Origin of the sequence: Kitasatospora sp. NPDC127111, from assembly GCF_042677465.1 — a bacterium.
Lineage (GTDB): Bacteria > Actinomycetota > Actinomycetes > Streptomycetales > Streptomycetaceae > Kitasatospora.
Genome location: NZ_JBHXTG010000011.1, coordinates 1 through 24,010 on the forward strand (window position 1 = coordinate 1; position 24,010 = coordinate 24,010).

The 24,010-nt window shown below is 74.9% G+C and carries 21 protein-coding genes; 10 read left to right on the forward strand and 11 right to left on the reverse strand.

Annotated features, from left to right (window positions below):
- Window positions 1-404 precede the first annotated feature (404 nt).
- From ACFVHB_RS09655 to ACFVHB_RS09670, 4 genes are all read right to left on the reverse strand, one after another.
- Window positions 405-1,598, reverse strand: coding sequence for a glycine C-acetyltransferase (locus ACFVHB_RS09655; protein ID WP_380317793.1), 1,194 nt, complete (start codon window positions 1,596-1,598; stop codon window positions 405-407).
- 30 nt (window positions 1,599-1,628) lie between these two features.
- The gene (gene tdh / locus ACFVHB_RS09660; protein ID WP_380317796.1) at window positions 1,629-2,657 is read right to left on the reverse strand and encodes an L-threonine 3-dehydrogenase; all 1,029 of its coding nucleotides are present in this window, start codon (window positions 2,655-2,657) and stop codon (window positions 1,629-1,631) included.
- Between the two features lie 297 nt (window positions 2,658-2,954).
- A complete protein-coding gene (locus ACFVHB_RS09665; RefSeq protein ID WP_380317799.1) occupies window positions 2,955-3,611 on the reverse strand; it encodes a hypothetical protein in 657 nt (218 codons plus the stop codon).
- Window positions 3,608-4,573, reverse strand: coding sequence for an ABC transporter ATP-binding protein (locus ACFVHB_RS09670; protein ID WP_380318238.1), 966 nt, complete (start codon window positions 4,571-4,573; stop codon window positions 3,608-3,610). Before ACFVHB_RS09670 ends, ACFVHB_RS09665 begins: the two co-directional genes overlap by 4 nt.
- Before the next feature lie 280 nt (window positions 4,574-4,853).
- Between ACFVHB_RS09670 and ACFVHB_RS09675 the strand changes: the two genes are divergently transcribed.
- Window positions 4,854-6,194: a serine hydrolase domain-containing protein gene (locus tag ACFVHB_RS09675; RefSeq protein WP_380317802.1), complete on the forward strand. Its 1,341-nt coding sequence runs from the start codon at window positions 4,854-4,856 to the stop codon at window positions 6,192-6,194.
- 96 nt (window positions 6,195-6,290) lie between these two features.
- Here the strand turns inward: ACFVHB_RS09675 and ACFVHB_RS09680 are convergent, their stop codons facing one another.
- Window positions 6,291-7,352 (reverse strand): ATP-dependent DNA ligase, encoded by a 1,062-nt coding sequence (locus tag ACFVHB_RS09680; protein WP_380317805.1) that lies wholly within the window; start codon window positions 7,350-7,352, stop codon window positions 6,291-6,293.
- 66 nt (window positions 7,353-7,418) lie between these two features.
- Between ACFVHB_RS09680 and ligD the strand changes: the two genes are divergently transcribed.
- Genes ligD through ACFVHB_RS09695 form a run of 3 tightly spaced genes read left to right on the forward strand, consistent with a single transcriptional unit; the run spans window position 7,419 to window position 10,155 of the window.
- Complete coding sequence (gene ligD / locus ACFVHB_RS09685; protein ID WP_380317808.1) at window positions 7,419-8,426, forward strand: non-homologous end-joining DNA ligase; 1,008 nt, start codon at window positions 7,419-7,421, stop codon at window positions 8,424-8,426.
- Window positions 8,427-8,482: 56 nt separating this feature from the next.
- Window positions 8,483-9,148, forward strand: a complete 666-nt coding sequence (locus tag ACFVHB_RS09690; protein WP_380317811.1) for a GNAT family N-acetyltransferase — start codon at window positions 8,483-8,485, stop codon at window positions 9,146-9,148.
- Complete coding sequence (locus tag ACFVHB_RS09695; protein ID WP_380317814.1) at window positions 9,145-10,155, forward strand: aminoglycoside phosphotransferase family protein; 1,011 nt, start codon at window positions 9,145-9,147, stop codon at window positions 10,153-10,155. Before ACFVHB_RS09690 ends, ACFVHB_RS09695 begins: the two co-directional genes overlap by 4 nt.
- Before the next feature lie 187 nt (window positions 10,156-10,342).
- Here ACFVHB_RS09695 and ACFVHB_RS09700 read toward each other — a convergent pair whose 3' ends face one another.
- Together ACFVHB_RS09700 and ACFVHB_RS09705 are read right to left on the reverse strand one after the other, a co-directional pair.
- Window positions 10,343-10,876 carry a hypothetical protein gene (locus tag ACFVHB_RS09700; RefSeq protein ID WP_380317817.1) on the reverse strand — a complete coding sequence of 178 codons (534 nt, stop codon included), beginning with the start codon at window positions 10,874-10,876 and terminating at the stop codon, window positions 10,343-10,345.
- A 68-nt stretch (window positions 10,877-10,944) separates the two neighbouring features.
- The gene (locus ACFVHB_RS09705; protein WP_380317820.1) at window positions 10,945-12,168 is read right to left on the reverse strand and encodes an 8-amino-7-oxononanoate synthase; all 1,224 of its coding nucleotides are present in this window, start codon (window positions 12,166-12,168) and stop codon (window positions 10,945-10,947) included.
- Between the two features lie 339 nt (window positions 12,169-12,507).
- Between ACFVHB_RS09705 and ACFVHB_RS09710 the strand changes: the two genes are divergently transcribed.
- Entirely contained in the window at window positions 12,508-15,000 is a 2,493-nt protein-coding gene (locus ACFVHB_RS09710; RefSeq protein WP_380318241.1) for a DEAD/DEAH box helicase, read from the forward strand.
- Window positions 15,001-15,218: 218 nt separating this feature from the next.
- Here the strand turns inward: ACFVHB_RS09710 and ACFVHB_RS09715 are convergent, their stop codons facing one another.
- Entirely contained in the window at window positions 15,219-16,076 is an 858-nt protein-coding gene (locus ACFVHB_RS09715) for a hypothetical protein (protein WP_380317823.1), read from the reverse strand.
- Window positions 16,077-16,313: 237 nt separating this feature from the next.
- On the opposite strand from ACFVHB_RS09715, the gene bioB reads away from it, so the two are divergent.
- The 4 genes from bioB to ACFVHB_RS09735 all read left to right on the forward strand — a co-directional run bounded on the left by bioB (window position 16,314) and on the right by ACFVHB_RS09735 (window position 20,271).
- Window positions 16,314-17,642, forward strand: a complete 1,329-nt coding sequence (bioB, locus tag ACFVHB_RS09720; protein ID WP_380317826.1) for a biotin synthase BioB — start codon at window positions 16,314-16,316, stop codon at window positions 17,640-17,642.
- Between the two features lie 26 nt (window positions 17,643-17,668).
- Window positions 17,669-18,985, forward strand: a complete 1,317-nt coding sequence (locus ACFVHB_RS09725) for an adenosylmethionine--8-amino-7-oxononanoate transaminase (protein ID WP_380317829.1) — start codon at window positions 17,669-17,671, stop codon at window positions 18,983-18,985.
- Window positions 18,982-19,722, forward strand: a complete 741-nt coding sequence (bioD, locus tag ACFVHB_RS09730) for a dethiobiotin synthase (RefSeq protein ID WP_380317832.1) — start codon at window positions 18,982-18,984, stop codon at window positions 19,720-19,722. Before ACFVHB_RS09725 ends, bioD begins: the two co-directional genes overlap by 4 nt.
- 102 nt (window positions 19,723-19,824) lie before the next feature.
- Window positions 19,825-20,271, forward strand: coding sequence for a hypothetical protein (locus tag ACFVHB_RS09735; RefSeq protein ID WP_380317835.1), 447 nt, complete (start codon window positions 19,825-19,827; stop codon window positions 20,269-20,271).
- 92 nt (window positions 20,272-20,363) lie between these two features.
- Here ACFVHB_RS09735 and ACFVHB_RS09740 read toward each other — a convergent pair whose 3' ends face one another.
- The 3 genes from ACFVHB_RS09740 to ACFVHB_RS09750 all read right to left on the reverse strand — a co-directional run bounded on the left by ACFVHB_RS09740 (window position 20,364) and on the right by ACFVHB_RS09750 (window position 22,269).
- Window positions 20,364-20,801, reverse strand: a complete 438-nt coding sequence (locus tag ACFVHB_RS09740; RefSeq protein WP_380317838.1) for a GNAT family N-acetyltransferase — start codon at window positions 20,799-20,801, stop codon at window positions 20,364-20,366.
- A gap of 291 nt (window positions 20,802-21,092) precedes the next feature.
- A complete protein-coding gene (locus ACFVHB_RS09745; protein WP_380317841.1) occupies window positions 21,093-21,395 on the reverse strand; it encodes a hypothetical protein in 303 nt (100 codons plus the stop codon).
- A 136-nt stretch (window positions 21,396-21,531) separates the two neighbouring features.
- On the reverse strand, window positions 21,532-22,269 hold the full coding sequence (locus ACFVHB_RS09750) for a class I SAM-dependent methyltransferase (RefSeq protein ID WP_380317844.1): 738 nt from the start codon (window positions 22,267-22,269) through the stop codon (window positions 21,532-21,534).
- 452 nt (window positions 22,270-22,721) lie between these two features.
- Here ACFVHB_RS09750 and ACFVHB_RS09755 point away from each other — a divergent pair, with 452 nt between their 5' ends.
- Window positions 22,722-23,903: an ROK family protein gene (locus ACFVHB_RS09755; protein ID WP_380317847.1), complete on the forward strand. Its 1,182-nt coding sequence runs from the start codon at window positions 22,722-22,724 to the stop codon at window positions 23,901-23,903.
- Window positions 23,904-24,010 lie beyond the last annotated feature (107 nt).

The following is a 24,010-nucleotide window of genomic DNA, read 5'->3' on the forward strand; positions in this document are numbered from 1 at the left end:
GTGGTGGGGGTGTGGGTCGTGGGGGTGGGGGTTGTGGTGGGGGGTGTGGTGTCTTCCCCGGGGGGGGGGGGGGGGCCGGCCCGCGGCACGCCGGGGGGCGGGTGGGGGACCGGGCACCGCCCTAACACCCACTCCCGGGCGGGAGGGTGGGACAGATGGTCTTGGGATGAGACGGCGGCCCGGTGGCGGGGAGAGCCACCGGGCGGCCTTGGTGGCCGTGCGGCGGGGGCGGGCCGGTCCGGCCTCCGCCGCACGGCGGTTGAGGGCCCGTGGCACGTCCGGTTCCGAGCGGACGTGCCACGGGCGGTCCAGCGGGGCGCCCGGCCGGCAGCCGGGTCGCCCGGGGTGGGCACCCAAGATGAGCACCCAAGATGAGCACCCGAGGCGGGTACCCGGGGTGGGCCCTACTCCCCCAGCGCGGCGCGGGCGTCCACGAACGCGGCGACGGCGCGCTCGACGTCCTCGGTGGAGTGCGCGGCGGACAGCTGCACCCGGATCCGGGCCTGGCCGTGCGGGACGACCGGGAAGGAGAACCCGATCACGTACACGCCGCGCTCCAGCAGCAGCTCGGCGAGCCGGCCGGCCTTGGCCGCGTCGCCGATCATCACCGGGGCGATCGGGTGGTCGCCGGGCAGGATCTCGAAGCCGGCCTCGGCCATCTTCGACCGGAACAGCGCCGTGTTGGCGGCCAGCTTCTCGCGCAGCTCGGTGGAGCGCTCGACCAGGTCGAGCACCTTCAGCGAGGCGGCCGCGATCACCGGGGCGAGCGAGTTCGAGAACAGGTACGGCCGCGAGCGCTGGCGCAGCAGGGCGACGATCTCGCGGCGCGCCGCGACGTAACCGCCGGAGGCGCCGCCGAGGGCCTTGCCGAGGGTGCCGGTGATGATGTCGACGCGGTCCATCACGCCATGCAGCTCGGGGGTGCCGCGCCCGTTCGGGCCGACGAAGCCGACGGCGTGCGAGTCGTCCACCATGACCATGGCGTCGTAGCGGTCGGCGAGGTCGCAGATCTCGCGCAGCGGGGCGACGTAGCCGTCCATCGAGAAGACGCCGTCGGTGACGATCAGCCGGCGCCGGGCGTCCTGGGTCTCCTTGAGCTGCTGCTCCAGGTCGGCCAGGTCGCGGTTGGCGTAGCGGTGGCGGCGGGCCTTGCAGAGGCGGATGCCGTCGATGATGCTCGCGTGGTTGAGGGCGTCGGAGATGACCGCGTCGCGCTCGTCCAGCAGGGTCTCGAAGACGCCGCCGTTGGCGTCGAAGCAGGAGGAGTAGAGGATGGTGTCCTCCTGGCCGAGGAACGCGGAGAGGCGGTCCTCGAGCTCCTTGTGCACGTCCTGGGTGCCGCAGATGAAGCGGACCGAGGCCATGCCGTAGCCCCAGCGGTCGAGGGCGTCCTTGGCGGCGGCGAGCACCTCGGGGTGGTCGGCGAGGCCGAGGTAGTTGTTGGCGCAGAAGTTGAGCACCTCGCCGGGGCGGCCGCCGGCGGTGACGGTGACGGCGGCGCTCTGCGGGGTGCCGATCACCCGCTCGGGCTTGAACAGTCCGGCCTCGCGGATCTCGTCGAGGGTGGCGGCGAGGTCGGCGCGCACGTTGTCGAACACGGTGGCTCCTAATCAGCGGGTCGGGGAGGCTCAGGCGGTCCAGTCGAGGATGATCTTGCCGCAGCGGCCGCTGGCCGCGTCGTCGAAGGCGGCCTCGAAGTCGGTGGCCGCGTACCGGCCGGTGATCACGGGGCTGAGGTCGAGGCCGCCCTCCAGCAGGACGGACATCGCGTACCAGGTCTCGAACATCTCGCGGCCGTAGATGCCCTTGATGGTGATCATCGAGGTGACGACGGAGGCCCAGTCGATCGGGAACTGCTCGGCGGGCAGGCCGAGCATGGCGATCTTCCCGCCGTGCGTCATGTTGGCGATCATCGACTGGAGTGCCTCGGGCCGGCCGGACATCTCCAGGCCGACGTCGAAGCCCTCGCGCAGACCCAGCTTCTGCTGGCCCTCCTCGATGGTGTGCTCGGCGACGTTCAGGGCGAGCGTGACGCCGATCTCGCGGGCCAGGTCGAGGCGGTACGGGGAGACGTCGGTGATCATCACGTTGCGCGCGCCGGCGTGCTTGGCGACGGCGGCGGCCATGATGCCGATCGGGCCGGCGCCGGTGATCAGCACGTCCTCGCCGACCAGCGGGAAGGAGAGCGCGGTGTGCACGGCGTTGCCGAACGGGTCGAAGATCGCGGCGACGTCGAGGTCGACCGGGACGCGGTGCACCCAGACGTTGGAGGCGGGCAGGGCGACGTACTCGGCGAAGGCGCCGTCGCGGCCGACGCCGAGGCCGACGGTGTTGCGGCACAGGTGGCGGCGGCCGGCCAGGCAGTTGCGGCACTTGCCGCAGACCAGGTGGCCCTCGCCGCTGACCAGGTCGCCGACGGAGATGTCGGTGACGCCCGCGCCGATCTCGGCGACCTCGCCGACGAACTCGTGGCCGAGCACGAGCGGCGTCTTGATGGTCTGCTGCGCCCAGCCGTCCCAGTTGCGGATGTGCAGGTCGGTGCCGCAGATGCCGGTGCGGAGGACCTTGATCAGCACCTCGCCCGCGCCGATGGCGGGCTTCGGGACGTCCACCAGCCAGAGTCCGGGCTCGGCCTTCTGCTTGACGAGTGCCTTCACTGGGGTGGCTCCTGACGCGCGAGGGGGCGGCCTGGTGTGGGCAGGCCGGCGGAGCCCGGCGGGGTGGTGGCGCTCGCCTCCCTCGCACCGGGCACGCAGCAATCTGCCTGGTGAGAGCGGGTGCGGTCCATCGAGGAATTCTTAAGGGCCGCCACAGCTCGGCTAAACGATCGTGCCCGAGCAGGGGCGGGCGGCCCGTGCGGCGTGCCGGTCGCCACCCGTTCGGCGGAGCGCACGGCGCGTGCGCGGTGACCGGAGCGTGCGCGGTGACCGGAGCATGCGCGGTGACCGGAGAGGTCAGCTCCTCCGGCCGGCGATCGCCTGGGTGAGCGCCGCCCCGGCCGCGAGGACTCCGGCGGCGACCACCAGCAGCGCGCCGGCGGGGGCCAGCAGGTCCGCCGCGCGGGAGGTGGTGGCGAGCCGGGAGAGCAGCGGGTTCACCGGGGGCACGCCCTTGGCCACCATCAGGGCCGGCAGCAGCACCACGGCGAGCAGCAGGGCGTACCCCTGGCGGCGGAAGACCAGCCGGGAGCAGAGCAGACCGACGGCGATGCCGGTGAGGGCGCAGGTGAGCTGGGCCTCGACGCCGACCACCAGGGCGGCGCCGGTCGGCCGGTGGCTGCCGACCAGGAAGGGGATGCCGAGGCCGAGCACGGTCAGCACCAGGCAGCCGAGGACAGCGGTGCAGACCGTACCGAGCAGGACGCGGCGGGAGTCGCCGACGTTGACCACCACGACGGAGCGGTGGACTTGGTCCTCCAGGCCGACCAGGGCGATGGTGAGCCAGGTGGAGCAGACCAGCATGGCACCGGCCGCCGCCCCGTAGGTGGCGGTCAGCGGGCCGCTGTCGCTGCTGGTGAGCACGGCGACCAGGCCGGTGAAGAGCAGAACCGGCGCGAGGTACCGCTGGGAGAGCAGCAGGGTGGTGCACAGGTAGCGGACCAGGGCGGTCACCGGGCCACCTTCCTCGGTTCGGTGTGGTCGGCGCGATCGGCGCGGTGGTCGGCGCGGTCGGCGCGGTGGCCGACGCGGTCCGCGCGGCAGTCGACGGCGGGACCGACGTCGGGACGGGCGGGGCCGACGGCCGGGGCGAGCCGGTCGACGGACCAGCGGTGCCGGAGCGCGGCCAGCAGGACGGCGTCCGAGTGCCGTCGCTCGACCCTGAGCACCAGCGCGTCACCGCGGCGGGCGGCGGACAGGACGCCGGGCAGCGCGTCCCAGTCGGGCCCCGCCGGACCGGCGCCGTCGGCGGCGACGCGGAGGACGATCTCGGCGACCGCCGCCGCGTCCGCCACCGGCCGGCCGCCGCGCCCGGTCACCCGCCCGCCCTCGCCGATGACGTGGACGCCGGTGGCCCGGGTCTCGGTGACCGCCTCCCGGTGGTCCGTGAAGACGACGGCCCCGCCCTCGGCGGCCACCTCCTCGATGAGCTCGCCCAGCACGCCGTGGGCGGAGGCGTCCAGGCCGGACCACGGCTCGTCGAGGACGAGCAACTCGGGCCGGACCAGCAGCGCCTGGGCCAGGGCGACCTTCTGCGCGTTGCCCTTGGAGAGCGTGCGCAGCGGGGCGTCCCGGCCGCCGACCAGGGCCAGCCGTTCGAGCAGCCGGCCGGCCCGGTCGCGGGCTCCGGCGGTGGGCAGGCCGCGGATGCGGCCCATGTGGGTCAGGTAGGAGAGCGCGGAGAGGCGGTCGTGGGCGGTGAAGCGGTCGGGTACGTAGCCGACCTCCCGGGGGCGGCCGGTGACCCGGCCGGAGGTGGGGCGGGAGAGTCCGGCCAGGATCCTCAGCAGGGTGGACTTGCCCGAGCCGTTCCCGCCCACGACGGCCAGGACGTCCCCGGCGGTGACCTCCAGGTCCACCTCGTGGAGGATCCACCGGCCCGCACCGTAGCGTTTGCTCACCGCTTCGCACCGCAACACGTCGACTCCCGATGACGTCGGATCACGTCGGACCACGTCGGACCACGTCGAACCACGTCGAACCACGTCGGACCACGTCGGCACCCTACTGGGCCGCGTGGACCGTCAGGGCGGCGCGGGGTGGTGGCGGGCGTACGTCCGTTCGGTCCAGCGGGGCGGGCGGCCGGCGGGCGGGCCGGTCCCGGCGCGCATACGGTGGCGAACGCTCCCCCGGCCTCGTGGAGCCCCGCACCGGGGCCGCTTCGCCGCAGCCCCGCCGTAGAGAGGCGCCTCGACGATGACGAACACCCGACGACGGCCGTCCCCCGCCCTCCGTCGGCGCTTCGTCGCGCAGGCGGGCGCGGCGGTGCTCGCGCTGGCCGGGCTGCTGGCCGGCGCCGGCTGCTCCGGCGGGGCGGCCTCCGACCCGCCGGCCGCCGGGGCGCTCTCCGTCGTACCGGCCGCGCTCAGCCCCTCGGCCACCGGCTCCGCCCCGCCCTCGACCCCACCCTCGGCCTCGGCCGCCGCGCCGTCCGGCGGCACCGTCGTCCCGCTCACCTCCGAGGTCACCGCCCGGCTGGACACCGCGGTGCAGCGGGTGCTGACCGAGACCGGCGTCCCCGGGGTGATCGTCGGTCTGACCACACCGGACGGCAGCTATCTCAAGGCCTTCGGCGTCTCCGACAGGATCGCCGGCACCCCGATGGTGACCGGCCTGAACATGCGGATCGGCAGCGAGACCAAGACCTTCACGGTGACCGGCCTGCTGCGGCTGGTCGATCAGGGCAAGGCCGGCCTGGACGACCCGGTCACCAGGTACGTCCCGGGCGTGCCCGGCGGGGAGGGGATCACGCTGCGGCAGCTCGCCGACATGCGCAGCGGTCTCTTCCCCTACACCTCGGACCCGGAGTTCGCGCAGGCGTTGCTGAGCGACCCGACCCGGTCGTTCACGCCGGAGCAGCTGCTCGCGTACGCGTTCCGGCACCCCGCGAACTCCGCGCCGGACACCCGGTTCGAGTACTCCAACACCAACACCGTCCTGCTCGGCCTGGTGGTGGAGAAGCTGAGCGGGCAGCCGCTCGACGACTTCCTGGAGGCGCAGGTGTTCGACCCGGCCGGGCTGGACCGGACACGGTTCCCGACCGACGCGGCCTTCCCGCAGCCGCACGCCCACGGCTACACCAACCAGACGCCCGACGGCGCGATCGCGGACGCCACCGACTGGAACCCGTCCTGGGCGTGGGCGGCGGGGGCGGCCGTCTCCGACCTGGCCGACCTGCAGAAGTGGGCGAAGGTGCTGGCCACCGGCACGCTGCTGACCCCGCCGACGCAGGCCGAGCGGCTGAAGGCGCTGCCCACCGGGGTGCCGGACGTCGGCTACGGACTGGGGCTGATGGTCAACCACGGCTGGGTCGGGCACAACGGCTCGCTGCCGGGCTACCAGAGCCTGACGATCCACCTGCCGTCGGCGCAGGCGTCGCTGGTGGTGCTGCTGAACACCGACGTTCCGTTCCAGGGTTCGCAGCCGTCGACGCTGTTCGGCCGGGCGGTCACCGAGATCGTCTCGCCGGGGAACGTCTTCACCCTCCCGGCCGTCCCGGGGAGCATCCCCTCGCCCGCCGCCCCCGCGATGGCCTGAGCCCGGGCGGAACCGGAGCCCGGACGGGGACAGGAGTCCACGACCGCGCCGAACCATGCAACACAGCAAGCAATTTGACGAACCCTCAGTTACCGGTCAGATCCCCAGCACCCGGGACAGGTCGTAGGAGACCGGCTCCTCCAGCTGCTCGTAGGTGCAGCTCTCCGGCGTCCGGTCCGGGCGCCACCGGCGGAACTGCGCGGTGTGCCGGAAGCGCGTCCCCTCCATGTGGTCGTACGCCACCTCGACCACCCGCTCGGGGCGCAGCGCCACCCAGGAGAGGTCCTTGCCGCCGGTCCAGCGGCTCTGCGCGCCGGGCAGCCGGGCGTCGGCGTGCGCGGCCTCGTCGGCCCAGCCGCCCCAGGGGTGGCCGGAGACGTCGTCCATCCGCAACGGGGCCAGCTCCTCGGCGAGTTCGCGGCGGCGGGCCATCGAGAAGGCGGCGCAGACGCCGACGTGCTGCAGGCGCCCGTCGGCGTCGTTGATGCCGAGCAGCAGCGAGCCGACCACGGGGCCGCTCTTGTGCTCGCGGTAGCCGGCGACCACGCAGTCGGCGGTCCGCTCGTGCTTGATCTTGAACATGGTCCGTTCGCCCGGCCGGTAGGGCTGGTCCAGCGGCTTGGCGACCACGCCGTCCAGCCCGGCGCCCTCGTACTCGGCGAACCAGCTCTGCGCCAGCTCGCGGTCGGTGGAGGCGGGTGCGGTGAAGACCGGGTCGGCGGCGTCGGCGAGGGCCGTCTCCAGGGCCGGGCGGCGGACCGAGAGCGGCTCGTCCAGCAGCGAGGTGTCACCGAGGGCGAGCAGGTCGAAGGCGACGAAGGAGGCGGGGGTGCGCCCGGCCAGCAGCTTGACCCGGCTGGCGGCCGGGTGGATCCGCTCCAGCAGCTCCTCGAAGCGCAGCCGCCCGTCGCGGGCGATCACCAGCTCGCCGTCCAGGACGCAGCGCGGCGGCAGCTCGCGCCGCAGCGCCTCGACCACCTCGGGGAAGTACCTGGTCAGCGGCTTGCCGGTGCGGCTGCCGAGCTCGACCTCGTCCCCGTCGCGGAACACGACGGTGCGGAAGCCGTCCCACTTGGCCTCGTACTGCATCCCGGGCGGAATCTTCGCCACCGACTTGGCCAGCATCGGCGGCACCGGCGGCATCACGGGCAGGTCCATGGGTCCGATCCTCGCGCCAACCCTTCCGGGGCGCGCGCCGGACGGCACGCGCTTAGCGTGGGACGCATGGGCTCAGCCGTGGAACTGGATGTCGCCGGGCGCAGCGTCCGGCTGTCGAACCCGGACAAGGTGTACTACCCGGAGCGCGGGTTCACGAAGCTGGACGTCGCGCAGTACTACCTGGCGATCGCGGACGGGGTGCTGCGCGGGCTGCGGGACCGGCCGACCACGCTGCAGCGGTTCCCGGACGGGGTGGAGGGCGAGTTCTTCTACCAGAAGCGGGCGCCGAAGGGCCTTCCGGAGTGGCTGCCGACGGCGCGGATCAGCTTCCCGAGCGGGCGGTCGGCCGACGAGATCTGCCCGACCGAGCCGGCCGCGGTGCTCTGGGCGGCCAACCTCGGCTGTCTGACCTTCCACCCGTGGCCGGTGCGGCGCGGCGACACCGACCACATCGACGAGCTGCGGATCGACCTCGACCCGCAGCCCGGGACGGACTTCCACGACGCGGTGCGGGCCGCGCACGAGCTGCGGGCGCTGCTGGAGGAGTACGGGCTGCGCGGCTGGCCGAAGACCTCGGGCGGACGCGGCCTGCACGTGTACGTGCCGCTGGAACCGGAGTGGACGTTCACCGACGGGCGGCACGCGGTGATCGCGCTCGGCCGGGTGCTGGAGCAGCGGCTCCCGGGCCGGGTGACCACCGCGTGGTGGAAGGAGGAGCGCGGCGAGCGGATCTTCGTGGACTACAACCAGATGGCCCGGGACCGGACCATCGCCTCCGCGTACTCGCTGCGGGCCCGGCCACGGGCGACCGCCTCCGCGCCGCTGCGCTGGGAGGAGCTGGACGACGTCGCTCCGGAGGACTTCGACCTGCGGACGCTGCCGCCGCGGTTCGCCGAACTCGGCGACCCGCAGGCGGAGATGGACGACAAGGCGTACCGGCTGGACGGGGTGCTGGAGCTGTACGAGCGGCAGCTGCGGGACGAGGGCCTGGGCGAGCTCCCGTACCCGCCGGACCACCCGAAGGCGGCGGGTGAGCCGACCAGGGTGCAGCCGAGCCGGGCCCGGAAGAAGTGATCACGTAGGCTGGGCGCGCTGCGAACGATCATGTCCATGGGGTGGAGGGGTTCGGCGTGGAGGGGTCCGGGGTGGGCGGGCGCGGGTTGCGGGAGATCCTGGCGGACGCGGCGGGCGGGGTGTTCCCGCCGTCGGACGGGTCGGTGACGGTGGTGCCGCAGCCGTCGGCGCGCGAGGCCGGGGTGCTGTCCTTCTCCGCGCACGCCGTGATCTTCACCGACGAGGACCCTGCCTGGGTGCGCGAGGTGCTGGCGGCCGTGCCGAGCGATCCGCTGGCGGCGCCGCTCTGTCCGCCGTTTCTGACCGCGTTCGGCGAGCGGACCGGGCGGGTGGTCGGCAACATCGACCTGCTGACGGTGGCCGGGCGGCTGCCGGGCGAGCCGCCGCTGCCGTTGCGGCCGGTGCGGGACCGGGAGCACCCGCGGGTGGTGCGGGCGCTGCGCTACCGCGAGGACGTGCGGGTGTTCACCACGGACGGCGGGGTGCTGGTGCTCGGGCGCGGGGTGGCCGGGCGGTGGGAGTGCGCGGTCGAGGTGGACCCTCGGGCGCGCGGCCGGGGTCTGGGGCGTGCGCTGGCGACGAGCGCGCGGCACCTGCTGCCGGAGGGCGGGTGGATCTGGGCGCAGCAGGCGCCGGGCAATGCGACCAGTGTGCGCGCGTTCCAGGCGGCCGGGTACCGGCCGGTCGGCGCGGAGACGCTGCTGGTGGTGGGGCGGCCGTGAGCGGGGGAACCGCGGGCGGGGAGGCCCTCGACGACGTGCTGGCCGTTCCGGCGGAGGTGCGAGCCCGGCTGGTGGTCCGGTTCGGGCCGTGGGCGGAGGCCTGGTGCGAGGGCCTGCCGGCGCTGGTGACGGAGCTGGCGGCGCGCTGGGGCCTGACCGTGCGGGCGGCGGGCGGCGGCGGGACCTCCCGGGTGTTCCGCTGCTCGCGGACCGACGGGGACGGTTCCGGTGACGGCGTCGGCGACCCGGGCGAGGGCGACGGCGTCGGCCACGCGGGCGAGGGCGACAGCGGCTCCGGTGACCGTGGGGAGGGCGGCGCCGGTGGCGGTGCCGACGGCGGGACCGTCTGGCTGAAGCTGACCCCCGATCCCGAGGTGGCCCGGCAGGAGGCGGTCGCACTGCGGGCGTGGGCCGGCCTGCCGTCGGTGGTGCGCCTGCTGGAGTACGAGCCGGCCGCACACGCCCTGCTGCTGGCGGACGTGCGTCCGGGGGTGACGCTGCGGCAGCGCGGCTGGCGTGCGGCCGAGGTGGCGCCGCTGCTCGGCGCGCTGCGGTCGGTGCCGGTGGACGGGCTCGCGCTCGCGCCGCTGGCGGAACGGGTGGAGTTCCTCCTGGACCTCACCGAGCGGCGGGCCCCCGGTGCGGTGTCGCCCGGGGCGCGGGCGTTCGCGGGGGAGCTGGCCGCGAGCGGACCGGTGGCGCTGGTCCACGGGGACCTGCACCCGTCCAACGTGCTGGCCGGGCCGGCCGGCCCGGTGGCGATCGACCCGCGGCCGTCGCTCGGGGATCCGGACTTCGACCTGGTGGACTGGGTGATCGACGGCGTCACCGACCTCCCGGCGCTGGAGCACCGGATCGCCCGCCTCACCGGGCTCGTGCCGGGCGCCGATCCGGAGCGCGTGCGCGCCTGGTGCCGGGCCGCCGCGGTGATCGTCGCAGCCCCGCGCGCCGCGGCCGGGCGGCAGGACCGGGAGACGGCGTTCCTGCTGGAGCTGGCCGGGCTCTGAGCGAGCGGAGGCCGGACGCACGGGGGGCGCACGGGCGGGGCGGCCGGCTCGGGCGCCCAGCGCCGGCCGGGGCCCACCCGGGGTGCCGGGGATCAGCCGGGGTGCCGGGGATCAGCCGGGGTGCCGGGGATCAGCCGGGGTGCCGGGGCCCACCCGGGGTGCCGGGGATCAGCCGGAGTGCCGGGGATCAGCCGCCCCGCCCGATGAGCTGGCCCGCACGAATCCCGAGGATGACGGCGGCGAGGAGCAGCCCGCCCGCCGTCACGATCACCCTGCCGACGAGCCACCGCCGGGCACGCTCCCGGCCGAGCCCCAACACGGCCAGGTAAAGGCCCACCGGCAGGGCCGCCAGCACGGCGAAGGTCAGCGCCAGCCACCGCACCACCGGCCCCTGGCCGGCCGGACGGCACACGCCGCCGGCGCACCGGACGTCCAGCGGGCCGCGCCCGCGCCCGCCGCCGTCGAGCCGGAACGTGTAGACCGGATCGACCCCCTGGTCGGGGACGAACCTGCCGGGGCACCCGCTCGGCGCCGCCTCGCCCGCCGGGGCACAGATCCCCCGGGTGAAGGTGCCCGAGGCCCCGGAGAAGCCGGCGGCCCCGCCCATCCGGGAGAGCGTGTGGACCACGGCCAACGGGGCGAGGACGCACAGGGCCGCGCCGGCCGTCGTCAGCAGCAGCCGGACGGGGAGCGGCAGCGCCCCGCGGTCCCTGTCCCGCATGTGGCACTCCCCCGCCGCGCCGGCACCGTCCCTGGCGGGGACGCCGCCGGCCGGGCGGGCGGTTGCGGTCAGGCCGTGGCGCCCGCCGGGGCGAGCGAGGCGATGATCCGTACCGCTTCGGCGATCTGAGCGTCCGTCAGGTCGCCGCGCGCGGTGAGCCGGAGACGGGACACGCCGTCCGGGACGGAGGGCGGACGGAAGCAGCCGACGGCGAGGCCGGCCCGGCGGCAGTCGGCGGCCCAGGCGACGGCGGCCTCCGGCCCGGGGGCGCGGACCGAGACGACGGCCGCGTCCGGGGTGGAGGCCCGCAGGCCGGCGGCGGTGAGCCGGGCGGCGAGGGTGCGGGCGACCTCGCGGGCGCGCTCGGCGCGCTGCGGTTCGGCGCGCAGCAGGCGCAGCGCGCCGAGGGCGGCGCCGGCGGCGGCCGGGGCGAGGCCGGTGTCGAAGATGAAGGTGCGGGCGGTCTCGGTGAGGTGGCGGATCACCCGGCGCGGGCCGAGCACCGCACCGCCCTGGGAGCCGAGCGACTTGGAGAGCGTGACGGTGGCGACGGTGTCCGGTTCGCCGGCCAGGCCGGCGGCGGCCAGCGCACCGCGCCCGCCCGGGCCGAGGACGCCGAGCCCGTGCGCGTCGTCGACCAGCAGGGCGGCGCCGAACGCGCGGGCGGCGGCGGAGAGTCCGGGCAGCGGGGCGGCGTTGCCGTCGACCGAGAAGACGGAGTCGGTGACCACCAGCGCCCGGTGGTGGCCGCGTCCGGCGAGCGCGGAGCGGACGGCGTCCGGGTCGCCGTGCGGGGCGCGGTGCACGTCGCCGCGGGCGAGCCGGCAGCCGTCGATCAGCGAGGCGTGGTTGTAGGCGTCGGAGACGATCAGGGTGTCCGGGTCGGTGAGCGCGGTCAGCGCGGCCAGGTTGGCGGTGTACCCGGAGGAGAACACCAGGGCGGCCTCGACTCCGCAGAACTCGGCCAGCTCGTCCTCGAGTTCGGTGTGCAGGGCGGTGGTGCCGGTGACCAGCCGGGAGCCGGTGGCGCCGCCGCCCCAGCGCAGCGCGGCGTCGGCGGCGGCCCGGGTGACGGCGGGGTGGCAGGTCAGGCCGAGGTAGTCGTTGCCGGCCAGGTCGAGCACCGGGTCGTCGGCGGGGCGGCTGCGCAGCGTGCGGGTGAGGCCGGCGCGGGCGCGCAGTCCGGCCGTCTCGTCGAGCCAGTCGAAGACGGCGCCCGGGGCGGGGGCGCCCTCCGCGGGCGAGGCTGCCGGGGTGCGGACGGGCGGTTCGGACGCGGTGCGGTGGGCCATGGTCGGCACTCTGGCACGGCGGGCGCGGGGCGGGCAATGTGCGACGCGGCACATGCCCGGCGCCGCGTTCCCGTCCGGGCATCGGCCCGGCGGCGCCCCGACCACCGACCCGGCGGCGACCCGGCGGCCGCACGGGCATCGGCCCGACGGCGCCCCGACCACCGACCCGGCGGCGACCCGATGGCGACCCGGCGGCCGGCCCTGGCGGCGGCCGCGGTGGGCGGACCGGCCGGGCCACGGGACCGCCGACGCCCTCGTCCCCCCGGGGCGAGCGGGCCACGGGCTTTGCCCGGGGCCGTGGCGAGCAGGCAAGATGTCCGGGTGACCCTCCTTGACCTGATGCCGAAGCCCGCCACTCCCGACGCTCTGTACGAGACGTTCGCCGCCTGGGCGGAGGAGCGCGGGATCACGCTGTACCCGGCGCAGGAGGAGGCCCTGATCGAGCTGGTGTCCGCGAACAACGTGATCCTGGCGACGCCGACCGGCTCCGGCAAGAGCCTGGTCGCCGCGGGGGCGCACTTCGCGGCGCTGGCGGAGGGGCAGCGGACCTTCTACACCGCGCCGATCAAGGCGCTGGTGTCGGAGAAGTTCTTCGACCTGTGCAAGGTGTTCGGCACCGAGCAGGTCGGCATGATGACCGGTGACGCGAGCGTCAACCCGACCGCGCCGATCATCTGCTGCACCGCCGAGGTGCTGGCCCAGATCGCGCTGCGGGACGGCGCGCGGGCCGACATCGGCCAGGTCGTGATGGACGAGTTCCACTTCTACGCCGAGCCGGACCGCGGCTGGGCCTGGCAGATCCCGCTGCTGGAGCTGCCGCAGGCACAGTTCCTGCTGATGTCGGCGACGCTCGGCGACGTCCGCCGCTTCGAGGAGGACCTCACCCGCCGCACCGGCCGGCCGACCACGGTCGTCCGCTCCGCGACGCGGCCCGTCCCGCTGTTCTACGAGTACCGCCGCACCACCCTGCACGACACGCTCGAAGAGCTGCTGAAGACCGGTCAGGCTCCCGTCTACGTGGTGCACTTCACGCAGAAGGAGGCGGTGGAGCGCGCCCAGTCGCTGATGAGCATCAACATGTGCTCGAAGGCGGAGAAGGACGCCATCGCCGACCTGATCGGCAACTTCCGCTTCACCACCAAGTTCGGCCGCAACCTCTCCCGGTTCGTGCGGCACGGCATCGGCGTGCACCACGCCGGCATGCTGCCCAAGTACCGCCGGCTGGTCGAACGGCTCGCCCAGGCGGGGCTGTTGAAGGTGATCTGCGGGACGGACACGCTCGGCGTGGGCGTCAACGTGCCGATCCGCACGGTGCTGTTCACCGCGCTGTCCAAGTACGACGGCAACCGCGTCCGGATCCTGCGCGCCCGTGAGTTCCACCAGATCGCCGGCCGGGCCGGGCGGGCCGGGTTCGACACCGTGGGCCAGGTCGTCGCGCAGGCGCCGGAGCACGTGATCGAGAACGACAAGGCCGTCGCCAAGGCGGGCGACGACCCGAAGAAGAAGCGCAAGATCGTCCGGAAAAAGGCGCCGGAGGGCTTCGTCGGCTGGTCCGAGGAGACCTTCGAGCGGCTGATCGCCGCCGACCCGGAGCCGTTGGTCTCCCGCTTCAAGGTCAGCCACGCGATGCTGCTCTCGGTGATCGGCCGGCCCGGCAACGCCTTCGAGGCGATGCGCAAGCTGCTCACCGACAACCACGAGGACCGGGCCGCCCAGCGCCGGCACATCCGCTCCGCGGTCGCCATCTACCGCTCGCTGCTGGAGGGCGGCATCGTCGAGCGGCTCCCGGAGCCGGACGCCGAGGGCCGGATCGTCCGCCTCACCCTGGACCTCCAGGAGAACTTCGCCCTCAACCAGCCGCTCTCCACCTTCGCGCTGGCCGCCTTCGACCTGCTCGACCCGGCGTCGCCCTCGTACGCGATGGATGTCGTCTCCGTCGTCGAGGCGACCCTCGACGACCCGCGCCAGATCCTCGCCTCGCAGCAGAACAAGGCGCGCGGCGAGGCCATCGGGGAGATGAAGCGCGACGGCATCGAGTACGAGGAGCGGATGGAGCGGCTCCAGGAGATCACCTACCCGAAGCCGCTGGAGGAGCTGCTCACCCACGCCTACGAGGTGTACCGGCGGGTGCACCCGTGGATCGGCGACCACCAGCTCCAGCCGAAGTCCGTGGTCCGCGACCTGTACGAGCGGGCGATGACCTTCTCCGACTACGTCGGCCACTACGAGCTGGCGCGGACCGAGGGCATCGTGCTGCGCTACCTGGCGGGCGCGTACAAGGCGCTGGAGCAGACCGTCCCCGAGGACATCAAGACCGACGACCTCAAGGACGTCATCGCCTGGCTCGGCGAGCTGGTCCGCCAGGTCGACTCCAGCCTGCTGGACGAGTGGGAGCAGCTGGCCAACCCGACCGAGCCGCAGGCCGCCGAGGTCACCCTGGACGACAAGCCGGCGCCGGTCACGGCCAACGCCCGCGCGTTCCGGGTGCTGGTGCGCAACGAGATGTTCCGCCGGGTCGAGCTGGCGGCGCTGGAGCACTACGACGCGCTGGGCGAGCTGGACGGCGAGTACGGCTGGGACGCCGACCGCTGGGCGGACGCGATGGACGGGTACTGGGAGGAGTACGACGACCTCGGCACCGGCCCGGACGCGCGCGGCCCGAAGATGCTGCTGATCGAGGAGGAGGACTCCGCCTGGAAGGTCCGGCAGATCTTCGACGACCCGGAGGGCGACCACGACTGGGGCATCAGCGCCGAGGTCGACCTGTACGGCTCGGACGAGGAGGGCCGGGCGGTGCTGCGGGTCACCGCGGTGGACCGGCTGGGCGGCTGACGCCGGCCGGCGCCAGAGGCGGCGACGGCGACGGCGACGGCGACGGCGACGGCGGGGGCCCACCGGGTGGTGGGCCCCCGCCGTGTTCGTTCCCGCCGTGTTCGTCCCGGCCGTACTCGCTACCGCCGCGGGTCGCCCGTGTCGCGCGGGCCGGCCGTCCGGCCCGACTCGGCCGGCGCGCCCCAGCCCGTCGTCACCGCGCGGCGCGGCGCCTCACCTCACATCCACATGAACGGCGCGCCCGCGGAGTAGGAGACGGCCCGGGTGGCCTCCTCCAACTGCTGCTCCGGGCCGACCGTCGCCGTACCGGACGGGACGGGTACCGGGATGGCGGGGGTGGCCGGGGTGGCCGGGGCCGTGGTGGCCGCGGCGGTCGGGGACGGCGTGCCGCCGTGCGGCTCGGCCATCCGCGAGCTGGTGACGGTCACGTGCCGGCCGACCGCCTCGACGCGCTGCTCCGTGCCGGGCTTGGCGGTGCCGGCCGGCAGGGCGGGGGCGGTGGAGGCGTCCGGGAGGATGAAGGCGAGCGCGGCGGGCTTGGCGCGCAGGGCCTCGGCGGCCTTGGCGGCGGAGGCCTGGTCGACGAAGCGCAGCAGGGTGAGGCTGCTGAGCACCGGCTTGTCCTGCCCGGCGAAGCTGACGGTCAGGTAACCCTGGCAGCCGCTCTCGCGGAGCAGGTCCTGGGTGCGGTCCTGGAGCGTCTCGGTGCAGTTCTCGCCCTGGCGGACGCCGGAGCGCCTGCCCTTGTAGGCGCCGACCTCGACCACCCGCTGGGCGGGGAAGAGGGTGTCGACGTTGAGGCCCTCGGGGTCGGCGCTGCTGTGCGGCGGCGGGTTGCCGACGACGGGCGGCGTCTTGGACGCGTCCTTGGTCGACGGTCCGAGGCCGGGTATGAAGTCACCGGGCGTCGGGCGGGTGATGATCCAGCCGCCGGCAGCCACCACGCCGACCACCACGATCCAGCCCACGGCCCGTCGGGCGCCGATCCTCCTGGCCGGCCGCCGGTACGCACCGGCCGGCCGATCGGTGGTTCCGTGGTCTCCCGGTGACGGGGTGCGCTCCCCCTGCGTGGTCATGGCGCAGATTCTAAGCAGTACCCGGGTGGTGTGGATCACGGGGGCGGCGACTGACGATCACTCACCCTACCTGCGGGTAACCGAACTGGCGGCGGACCCGTCGACGGCCATGACCTGCGACGTGACCTGCGCCACTACCGTCAGCGGCGACACTGTGACAACTCGCACATCCTCCCGCGGATCTTCTGGTGGGTTTCCTCTGGCGTCGCGCGTCGGCCAGCAGGCAGGATCAGGCGCATGGATCTGCTCGATACCCTCACCGCCAAGGGCCTGCGCGGGGAAGCCCCCACCCGCGAGGAGGCGCTCGCCGTCCTCGCCACCACCGACGACGAGCTGCTGGACGTGGTCGCGGCCGCCGGACGGGTGCGCCGGCGGTGGTTCGGCCGCCGGGTCAAGCTCAACTACCTGGTGAACCTCAAGAGCGGGCTCTGCCCCGAGGACTGCAACTACTGTTCGCAGCGCCTGGGCTCCAAGGCCGAGATCCTCAAGTACACCTGGCTGAAGCCCGACCAGGCCGCCGAGGCGGCACGCGCGGGGGTCGCCGGCGGCGCGAAGCGGGTCTGCCTGGTCGCCAGCGGCCGCGGGCCGACGGACCGCGACATCGACCGGGTCACCGACACCGTCGCCGCCATCAAGGACGCCGACCCGGCCGTCGAGGTCTGCGCCTGCCTCGGCCTGCTCTCCGACAACCAGGCCGAGCGGCTCAAGGCGGCCGGCGTCGACGCCTACAACCACAACCTCAACACCTCCGAGGCCACCTACGGCGGCATCACCACCACCCACACCTACGCGGACCGGGTGGACACGGTGCAGAAGGCGCACGGCGCGGGCCTGTCCGCCTGCTCCGGCCTGATCGCGGGCATGGGCGAGAGCGACGAGGACCTCGTGGACGTGGTCTTCGCGCTGCGCGAGCTGGGCTCGGACTCGGTGCCGGTCAACTTCCTCATCCCGTTCGAGGGCACCCCGCTGGCCAAGGAGTGGAACCTCACCCCGCAGCGCTGCCTGCGCATCCTGGCGATGGTCCGCTTCGTCAACCCGGACACCGAGGTGCGGATCGCGGGCGGCCGCGAGGTGCACCTGCGCACGATGCAGCCGCTCGGCCTGCACATCGCCAACTCGATCTTCCTCGGCGACTACCTCACCAGCGAGGGCCAGGCCGGGCAGGCCGACCTCGACATGATCAAGGACGCCGGCTTCGAGGTCGAGGGTGCCGGCGAGGCCACCCTCCCCCGGCACCGGGCCGACATCGCCGCGGCGGCGGCCGGCGGGTCCTGCGGGACCGGCGGCGGCTGCGGTCCGTGCGGCGGCGGGCACGGCGACGCGTCCGAGGCGCCCGGGGCGCCCGCGGAGGCGCACGGCTGCGGGCCCTGCGGCGGCCACGCCGCGCCGGCCGCCGAGCCGGTCACCGAGACCGTCGAGGCCGTGGAGACCGCCGAGGCCGTGGAGACCGCCGGGGTCGTGGAGACCGCCGGGGCCGCCGCGCCGAACCCGAACGACGAGCTGCGCAGCGACCTGGTCCGGGTGCGGCGCCGCGGTGCCGGTACCGAGCTGGCGCCCAACGCCTGATTACGGCAGGAGGATTCACGATCATCATGGCCCAGCTCCCCGGTGGCCCGCTGCCCACCGACACCCTGCTCGCGCTCGACCGGGCGCACGTCTGGCACCCCTACGGCCCGATGCCCGGCACCGCCACCCCGTACGTCGTCGAGTCCGCGTCCGGGGTGCGGCTCCGGCTCGCCCGGCCCGCCGAGGGCAGGGACGAGCTGGTCGACGGGATGTCGTCCTGGTGGGCGGCCATCCACGGCTACGGGCACCCGGTGCTGGACGAGGCGGTGCGCGAGCAGCTGGACCGGATGAGCCACGTCATGTTCGGCGGGCTCACCCACGAGCCCGCCGTCCGGCTGGCCGCGCGACTGGTGGAGATCACGCCGGAGCCGCTGCAGCACGTCTTCCTGGCCGACTCCGGCTCGGTGGCCGTCGAGGTCGCGATGAAGATGTGCCTGCAGTACTGGCAGTCCACCGGCCGGCCGGAGAAGCGGCGGCTGCTGACCTGGCGCGGCGGCTACCACGGCGACACCTTCCACCCGATGTCGGTCTGCGACCCGCAGGGCGGCATGCACCACCTGTGGGGCGGGGTGCTGCCGGGCCAGCTGTTCGCGCCGCAGCCGCCGGCCGGCTTCGACGCCCCGCTGGACGCCGAATACGCCGCGCGCTTCGACGAGTTGATGGAGCGTCACGCGGGCGAGCTGGCCGCCGTCATCGTCGAACCGGTGGTCCAGGGCGCGGGCGGGATGCAGTTCCACTCCCCCGCCTACCTGCGGATGCTGCGCGAACTCTGCGACCGGCACGGCGTCCTGCTCGTCTTCGACGAGATCGCCACCGGCTTCGGCCGCAGCGGCGCGCTGTTCGCGGCCGACCACGCCGGCGTCTCGCCGGACGTGATGTGTCTCGGCAAGTCGATGACCGGCGGTTACCTGACGATGGCCGCCGCGCTGTGCACCGGCGAGATCGCGGACGGCATCAGCCGCGGCGAGATGCCCGTCCTCGCCCACGGGCCGACGTTCATGGGCAACCCGCTCGCCGCCGCGGTCGCCAACGCCTCGATCGACCTGCTGCTCGGCCAGGACTGGCAGGTCGAGGTGAAGCGGATCGAGTCCGGGCTGCGGGACGGCCTGGCCGACGCGGCCGCACTGCCGGGCGTGCACGACGCCCGGGTCCAAGGTGCCATCGGCGTCGTCCAGTTGGACCACCCGGTGGACGTGGCCGCCGCCACCGCCGCGGCCGCCCGGGAGGGCGTCTGGCTGCGCCCGTTCCGGGACCTGATCTACACCATGCCGCCGTTCGTGACGGGAGACGAGGACGTGGCGCGGATCGCGGCCGCGGTGACCGCGGCGGCGGTGGCCGGATGATCGCCCCTCAGGTCCTCTTCGTCACCGGCACCGGCACCGAGGTCGGCAAGACGGTGACCACGGCCGCCGTCGCCTCGGCCGCCGTCCGGGCCGGCCTGCGGGTCGCGGTGCTCAAGCCCGGGCAGACCGGCGTCGCCCCCGGCGAGCCGGGGGACGCCGAGGAGGTGGCCCGGCTGGTCGGCGCGCCGCTCACGCTGCGCGAACTCGCCCGCTACCCCGAGCCGTTGGCCCCCGACACGGCCGCCCGCCGGTCCGGCCTGCCCTGCCTCACACCGGCCCGCACCGCCGAGGCCGTCGCCGAACTCGCCGGCGGCCACGACCTGGTGCTGGTCGAGGGCGCCGGCGGCCTGCTGGTCCGCTACGACGAGGACGGCCGCACGCTCGCCGACCAGGCGCTCGCCGTCCGTGAACTCGGCCTGCCCGCCCAGCTGCTGCTGGTCGCGACGGCCGGCCTCGGCACGCTCAACATCACCGCGCTCACCGCGGAGGCGCTGGCCGCGCGCGGCCTGCCGCTGTTCGGCGTGGTCATCGGCGCCTGGCCGGACTCCCCCGGCCTGGCCGACCGCTGCAACCTCGCCGACCTGCCGCGCGCGGCCGGCGCACCCCTGCTCGGCGCCCTGCCCGAACGCGCCGCCGGCGCCGGGGACTTCGCCGCCCTGGCCCGCGCAGCCCTCGCCCCGCCCCTGCACGGGCAGTGGGACGCGGAACGGTTCGCGGCGGGAAACTCGCCGGCGTAACTCCTGGACCGCGGAGGCGGAACGGGGCCCGTTTCGCTCGATGGAGTGAGATTCCCCGTCCGCTCCGGCGGTGACCCGGGAGGGCTCAATACCGTTCTCGGCATGACAGATGGCCTGACGGTAGACGAGTCCCTCCGGGCGCTCGCCGCACTCGAGGCGGCGTGGAAGGACGACGACGAGGCGCTCACCGCGCTGTCCGCCGGCTGCCCCGGCGAGCAGCCCCTCCCGGCGCTGGTCGCGGCGTACGGCGAGCACGCCATCGACACCCTGATGGCACTCGCCTTCGGCCTCCGTTCCAGCATGACGGACGAGGAGTTGGAGGAGCTCACCGACGCCGTCAGCTCCAACATCGGCGCCCGGATGGCCGCCCTGCTCGCCCACACCCTCCGGACCTGGGGCGCGACGGCGCCCGGCGACGACCTCACGGTCATCAAGGTCATCGCCCGCACGGTCATCGAAGCCATGCGGGCCGTCACCGAGGAGCCGAGCAAGACCGACGTCCTGCCGTTGCTCGCCACCTTCCGCACCTACGCCCTCGGCAACGCCTGAGCCCGGTCCCGCGGTCGGCCGTCCGCGTGGTCAGGGGTCGGGGGGGTCGGGGGGGGGTCGGGGGGGTCGGGGGGGTTCAGCCGGTCAGGGAGTCAGGGGTTCAAGGGCTTGACCCAGCGGGACCACTGCGGCTGGGGACCGTAGCCGGCCGCCTGCCAGGTGCGCCGGCCGAGGCCGTTGTCGTCCAGCACCATCGCGTCGGCACGGCGGCCGCCGAGCGCCGTGAAGCGGGCCTCGGCGGCCGCCAGCAGGGCGGCACCGATGCCCCGGCGGCGGTGGCCGGGGTCGACGGCGAGGCGGTACAGGTGACAGCGCCAGCCGTCCCAACCGGCGATCACGGTGCCGACGATGGTGGCGGTGTCCGCGGCGGGTGTGGCGACGATCAGACAGTCCGGGTCGCGGGCGAGAAGCGCCGCGACGCCGTCGGCGTCGTCGGTGATGCTGGTCCCCTTCGCCGCGCGGGCCCACAGGGCCAGCACGGCGGGGATCTCGTCGGGGGTGGCGGTCCGCAGCGCGATGTCCTCGGTCATGACGGCGTGTCTACCAGGGCGGCCGTTCCGCGCGCCGGGACTTCCGGAGTGCGGGCGCGCCGCAGCCCTTCACCGTGGGCCTTCGGCGAACGCTTCCGCCGGCCCTGTCCGGATGCCCCGGCCGGTCAGCGCGCGGAGCCGGTCAGCGGTGCCGGTCAGCTCGCGGCGCGGCTCAGCGCGCGGCGCGGCTCAGCTCGCGGCGCGGCTCAGCTCGCGGCGCGGCTCAGCTCGCGGCGCGGCTCAGCTCGCGGCGCGGCTCAGCTCGCGGCGCGGCTCAGCTTGCGGGGCCGCTCAGCTCGCGGCGCCGCTCACGCCCGGGGCGATGAAGCGGCGGTGGAGCGGCCGGAAGCCGCTCTGCGGTTCGCCTTCGATGCCCACCTGCTTGACCGCGGGAGCGAGCCGGTCGGCGAAGAAGCGGCGGAAGTCGGCTTCGGTCTCCCACACGTCGGTGACGTGCAGCGCGCCGCCCTCGAACGAGGCGACGTGCAGAAGGGCTCCGGTCGGCACGTCCTGCTCCCACCGGACCAGGGCGCCAACCGCGTCGTACTGCTCCGGAGTGACGCCGGGCCAGCGAAGAGTCAGCACTACGGCCATGTCGAGATCACCTTTCGGGTCGGTGGTTCCAGCCGGTGGTTCCGCCGACATCAGATCGCGACCCGTGCGCCGGCGCACGCCGAGGGACGCCGTTCGTGCCGTCAGCCCCGCGCGGCCGCCGGTGCCGGTGGTGCCTCTATGCCTCTGCCTGTGTCTCTGCGCGTGCCCCTGCCGGTACCGGTGCCGGTGCCGGGTCGAGCCGCCAGACCGTGGTGGTCTTCAGCGCGGCGTCCTCCAGGTCCGCGACCACCGGGACGTCGTACGCCGCCAGCGCGGTGAAGCGTTCACGCGGCAGGTAGGCCCGGCCGGGGTCGCCGACGATCACCACCGCGCCGCGGGCCCGCGCCCGCTCCAGGAAGGGCAGGAACCGGGCGGCCATCGCCCGCTCGTAGAAGACGTCGCCGGCGAGCACCACCTCGGCCGGCCCGCCGTCGCCGTCCAACAGGTCCGCCACGGCCGCGTCGATCCGCACGCCGTTCGCCTCCGCGTTCACCCCGATCGCGGCCACCGCGTAGGCGTCGATCTCCGCGGCCCGCACCGACCGGGCGCCGCGCAGCGCGGCCGCGATCCCCACCAGCCCGGACCCGGCCGCCAGGTCGAGCACCGAGCGGCCCTCGACCAACTCCGGGTGGTCCAGCACGTACCGCGCCACCCCGACCCCGCCCGCCCAGGCGAACGCCCAGAACGGCGGCGCCAGCCCGGACTCGCCGCGCGCCGCCTCCGTGGTCTCCCACAGGGCGATGGCGTCCTCGGCCATGTGCAGGGTGACCTCGGGAACGAACGGGACGGGCGTCGGCCTGGTCTCCCGCCGCACAAAGCTCCGGTCGGACAGTGCAGTTGCACCCGGGTGGACATCCCGCGTCTGGTTGAGCATGCCCGCAGCATAGAGGCTCCGCGGCCGCTCGCCCGACCCCGTCGCGCCCCCCGCCGGACGCGCGCCGCGTCCGGCGCCGGCCTCGTACCCATCCCGCGTCGGCCCCGCACCGGCCGCGGACCGGACTCACGGCGTCCCCGCACCGGCCCCCGCACCGGCCCACGGCGTGCGCCCGGATCCCGGATCACGCACGCCCCCCGGTGCGTACCATTTCGATACCGAAGCCTGGGTGAGCTGCGAAGATGCTCGCCCGCCGGGCCCGGCCCCGGGTAGCATCCGGCACGTGCCCTCCGGGCCCGGCGCAGGCGGCCCAGCGTCGTCGTGCCCGTGGTCCGGGCGGCGGACTCTCGCGGAACACTCGGTGGCCGGCACTCGGCGGTCGGCACCCGGTGGTCTCCGCGCACTCGGCACCGCGCGCCAGGGCTGTCGCGCGAACGGCGAAGGGCAGCGTTTTGGCGGATCGGCTCACCGGAGGAGACTCCTCGCTGCTGCGGCGGATCAACGCGGCGGTCACGCTTCGGGCGCTGCGGGCCGGCCAATCGGTGACCCTCACTCAACTGGTCGGGGACACCGGACTGTCCCGGCCCACGGTGGAGGGCGTGATCGAGGGCCTGGTCGAGACCGGCCTGGTCGCCGAGGTGGAGCAGCCGCAGAACGGCGGCCAGTCCGGCGGCACCGGCCGCCGCGGCCGGCCGGCCCGGTGGTTCCGGTTCCGGGCGGAGGCCGGGCACGTCCTCGGCATCGAGATCGGCGTGCACGACGTCCGGGTCATCCTGGCCGACCTCACCGGCGAGGTGGTGGGCAGCCAGTGCCGGCCGATCGAGGAGAGCCTGGACGCCGAGGACCGGATCGCCGCGCTGCGCCCGGTGGTCACCGACGTCCTGCGCAAGGCCGGCGTCTCGCGGGACAACCTCTGGGCGGTCGGCGTCGGCACCCCCGGCATCGTCGACCGGGACGGCAGCGTGCGGCTGGGCACCGCGATGCCCGGCTGGACCGGCTTCGAGCTGGGTGCCCGGCTGCGGCGGTCGTTCCGCTGCCCGGTGCTGATCGAGAACGACGCCAACCTGGCCGCCATCGCCGAGCACTGGCAGGGCGCGGCGGTCGGCGCGGACGACGTGGTGTTCGTGATGGCCGGTCTCAGCCCCGGCGCGGGCTCGCTGATCAACGGCCGGCTGCACCGCGGCTTCGGCGGCGCGGCCGGCGAGATCGGCGCCCTGCACCTGCTCGGCCAGGAGGTCACCCCCGAACGCCTGCTCTCCACCACCGGCAAGCCGCTCAATCCGCTGGACGAGGCCGCCGTCGCCCGGGTGCTGAAGCTGGCCCGCGAGGGCGACGAGGTGGCGAAGGTGGCGATGGACCGCTTCCTGACCCGCCTGGTGCAGGGCGTCGCGGCGCTGGTGCTGGCGATCGACCCGCAGCTGGTGGTGATCGGCGGCTGGGCGGCCGGCCTGGACGGCGTCCTGGAGCCGCTGCGCGAGCGGCTCGCCCAGTTCACCCTGCGCGCCCCCGAGGTGGCGCTGGCCGCGCTGGGCGCGGAGGTCGTCGCGATGGGCGCGCTGCGGGTGGCGCTGGACCAGGTCGAGGAGCAGCTGTTCGCCGTCGACCCGCCGACGGGCACCGGCGTCCGGAGCTGAGCGGTGCCCCGCGGAGCAGCTCCCCACTCCCTGACCCGTCTCCCCTGAACCCGCTCCCGGTGAACGACTCAGGCCCGGACGTCTGTGGGCGCGTCCGGGCCTGGGCC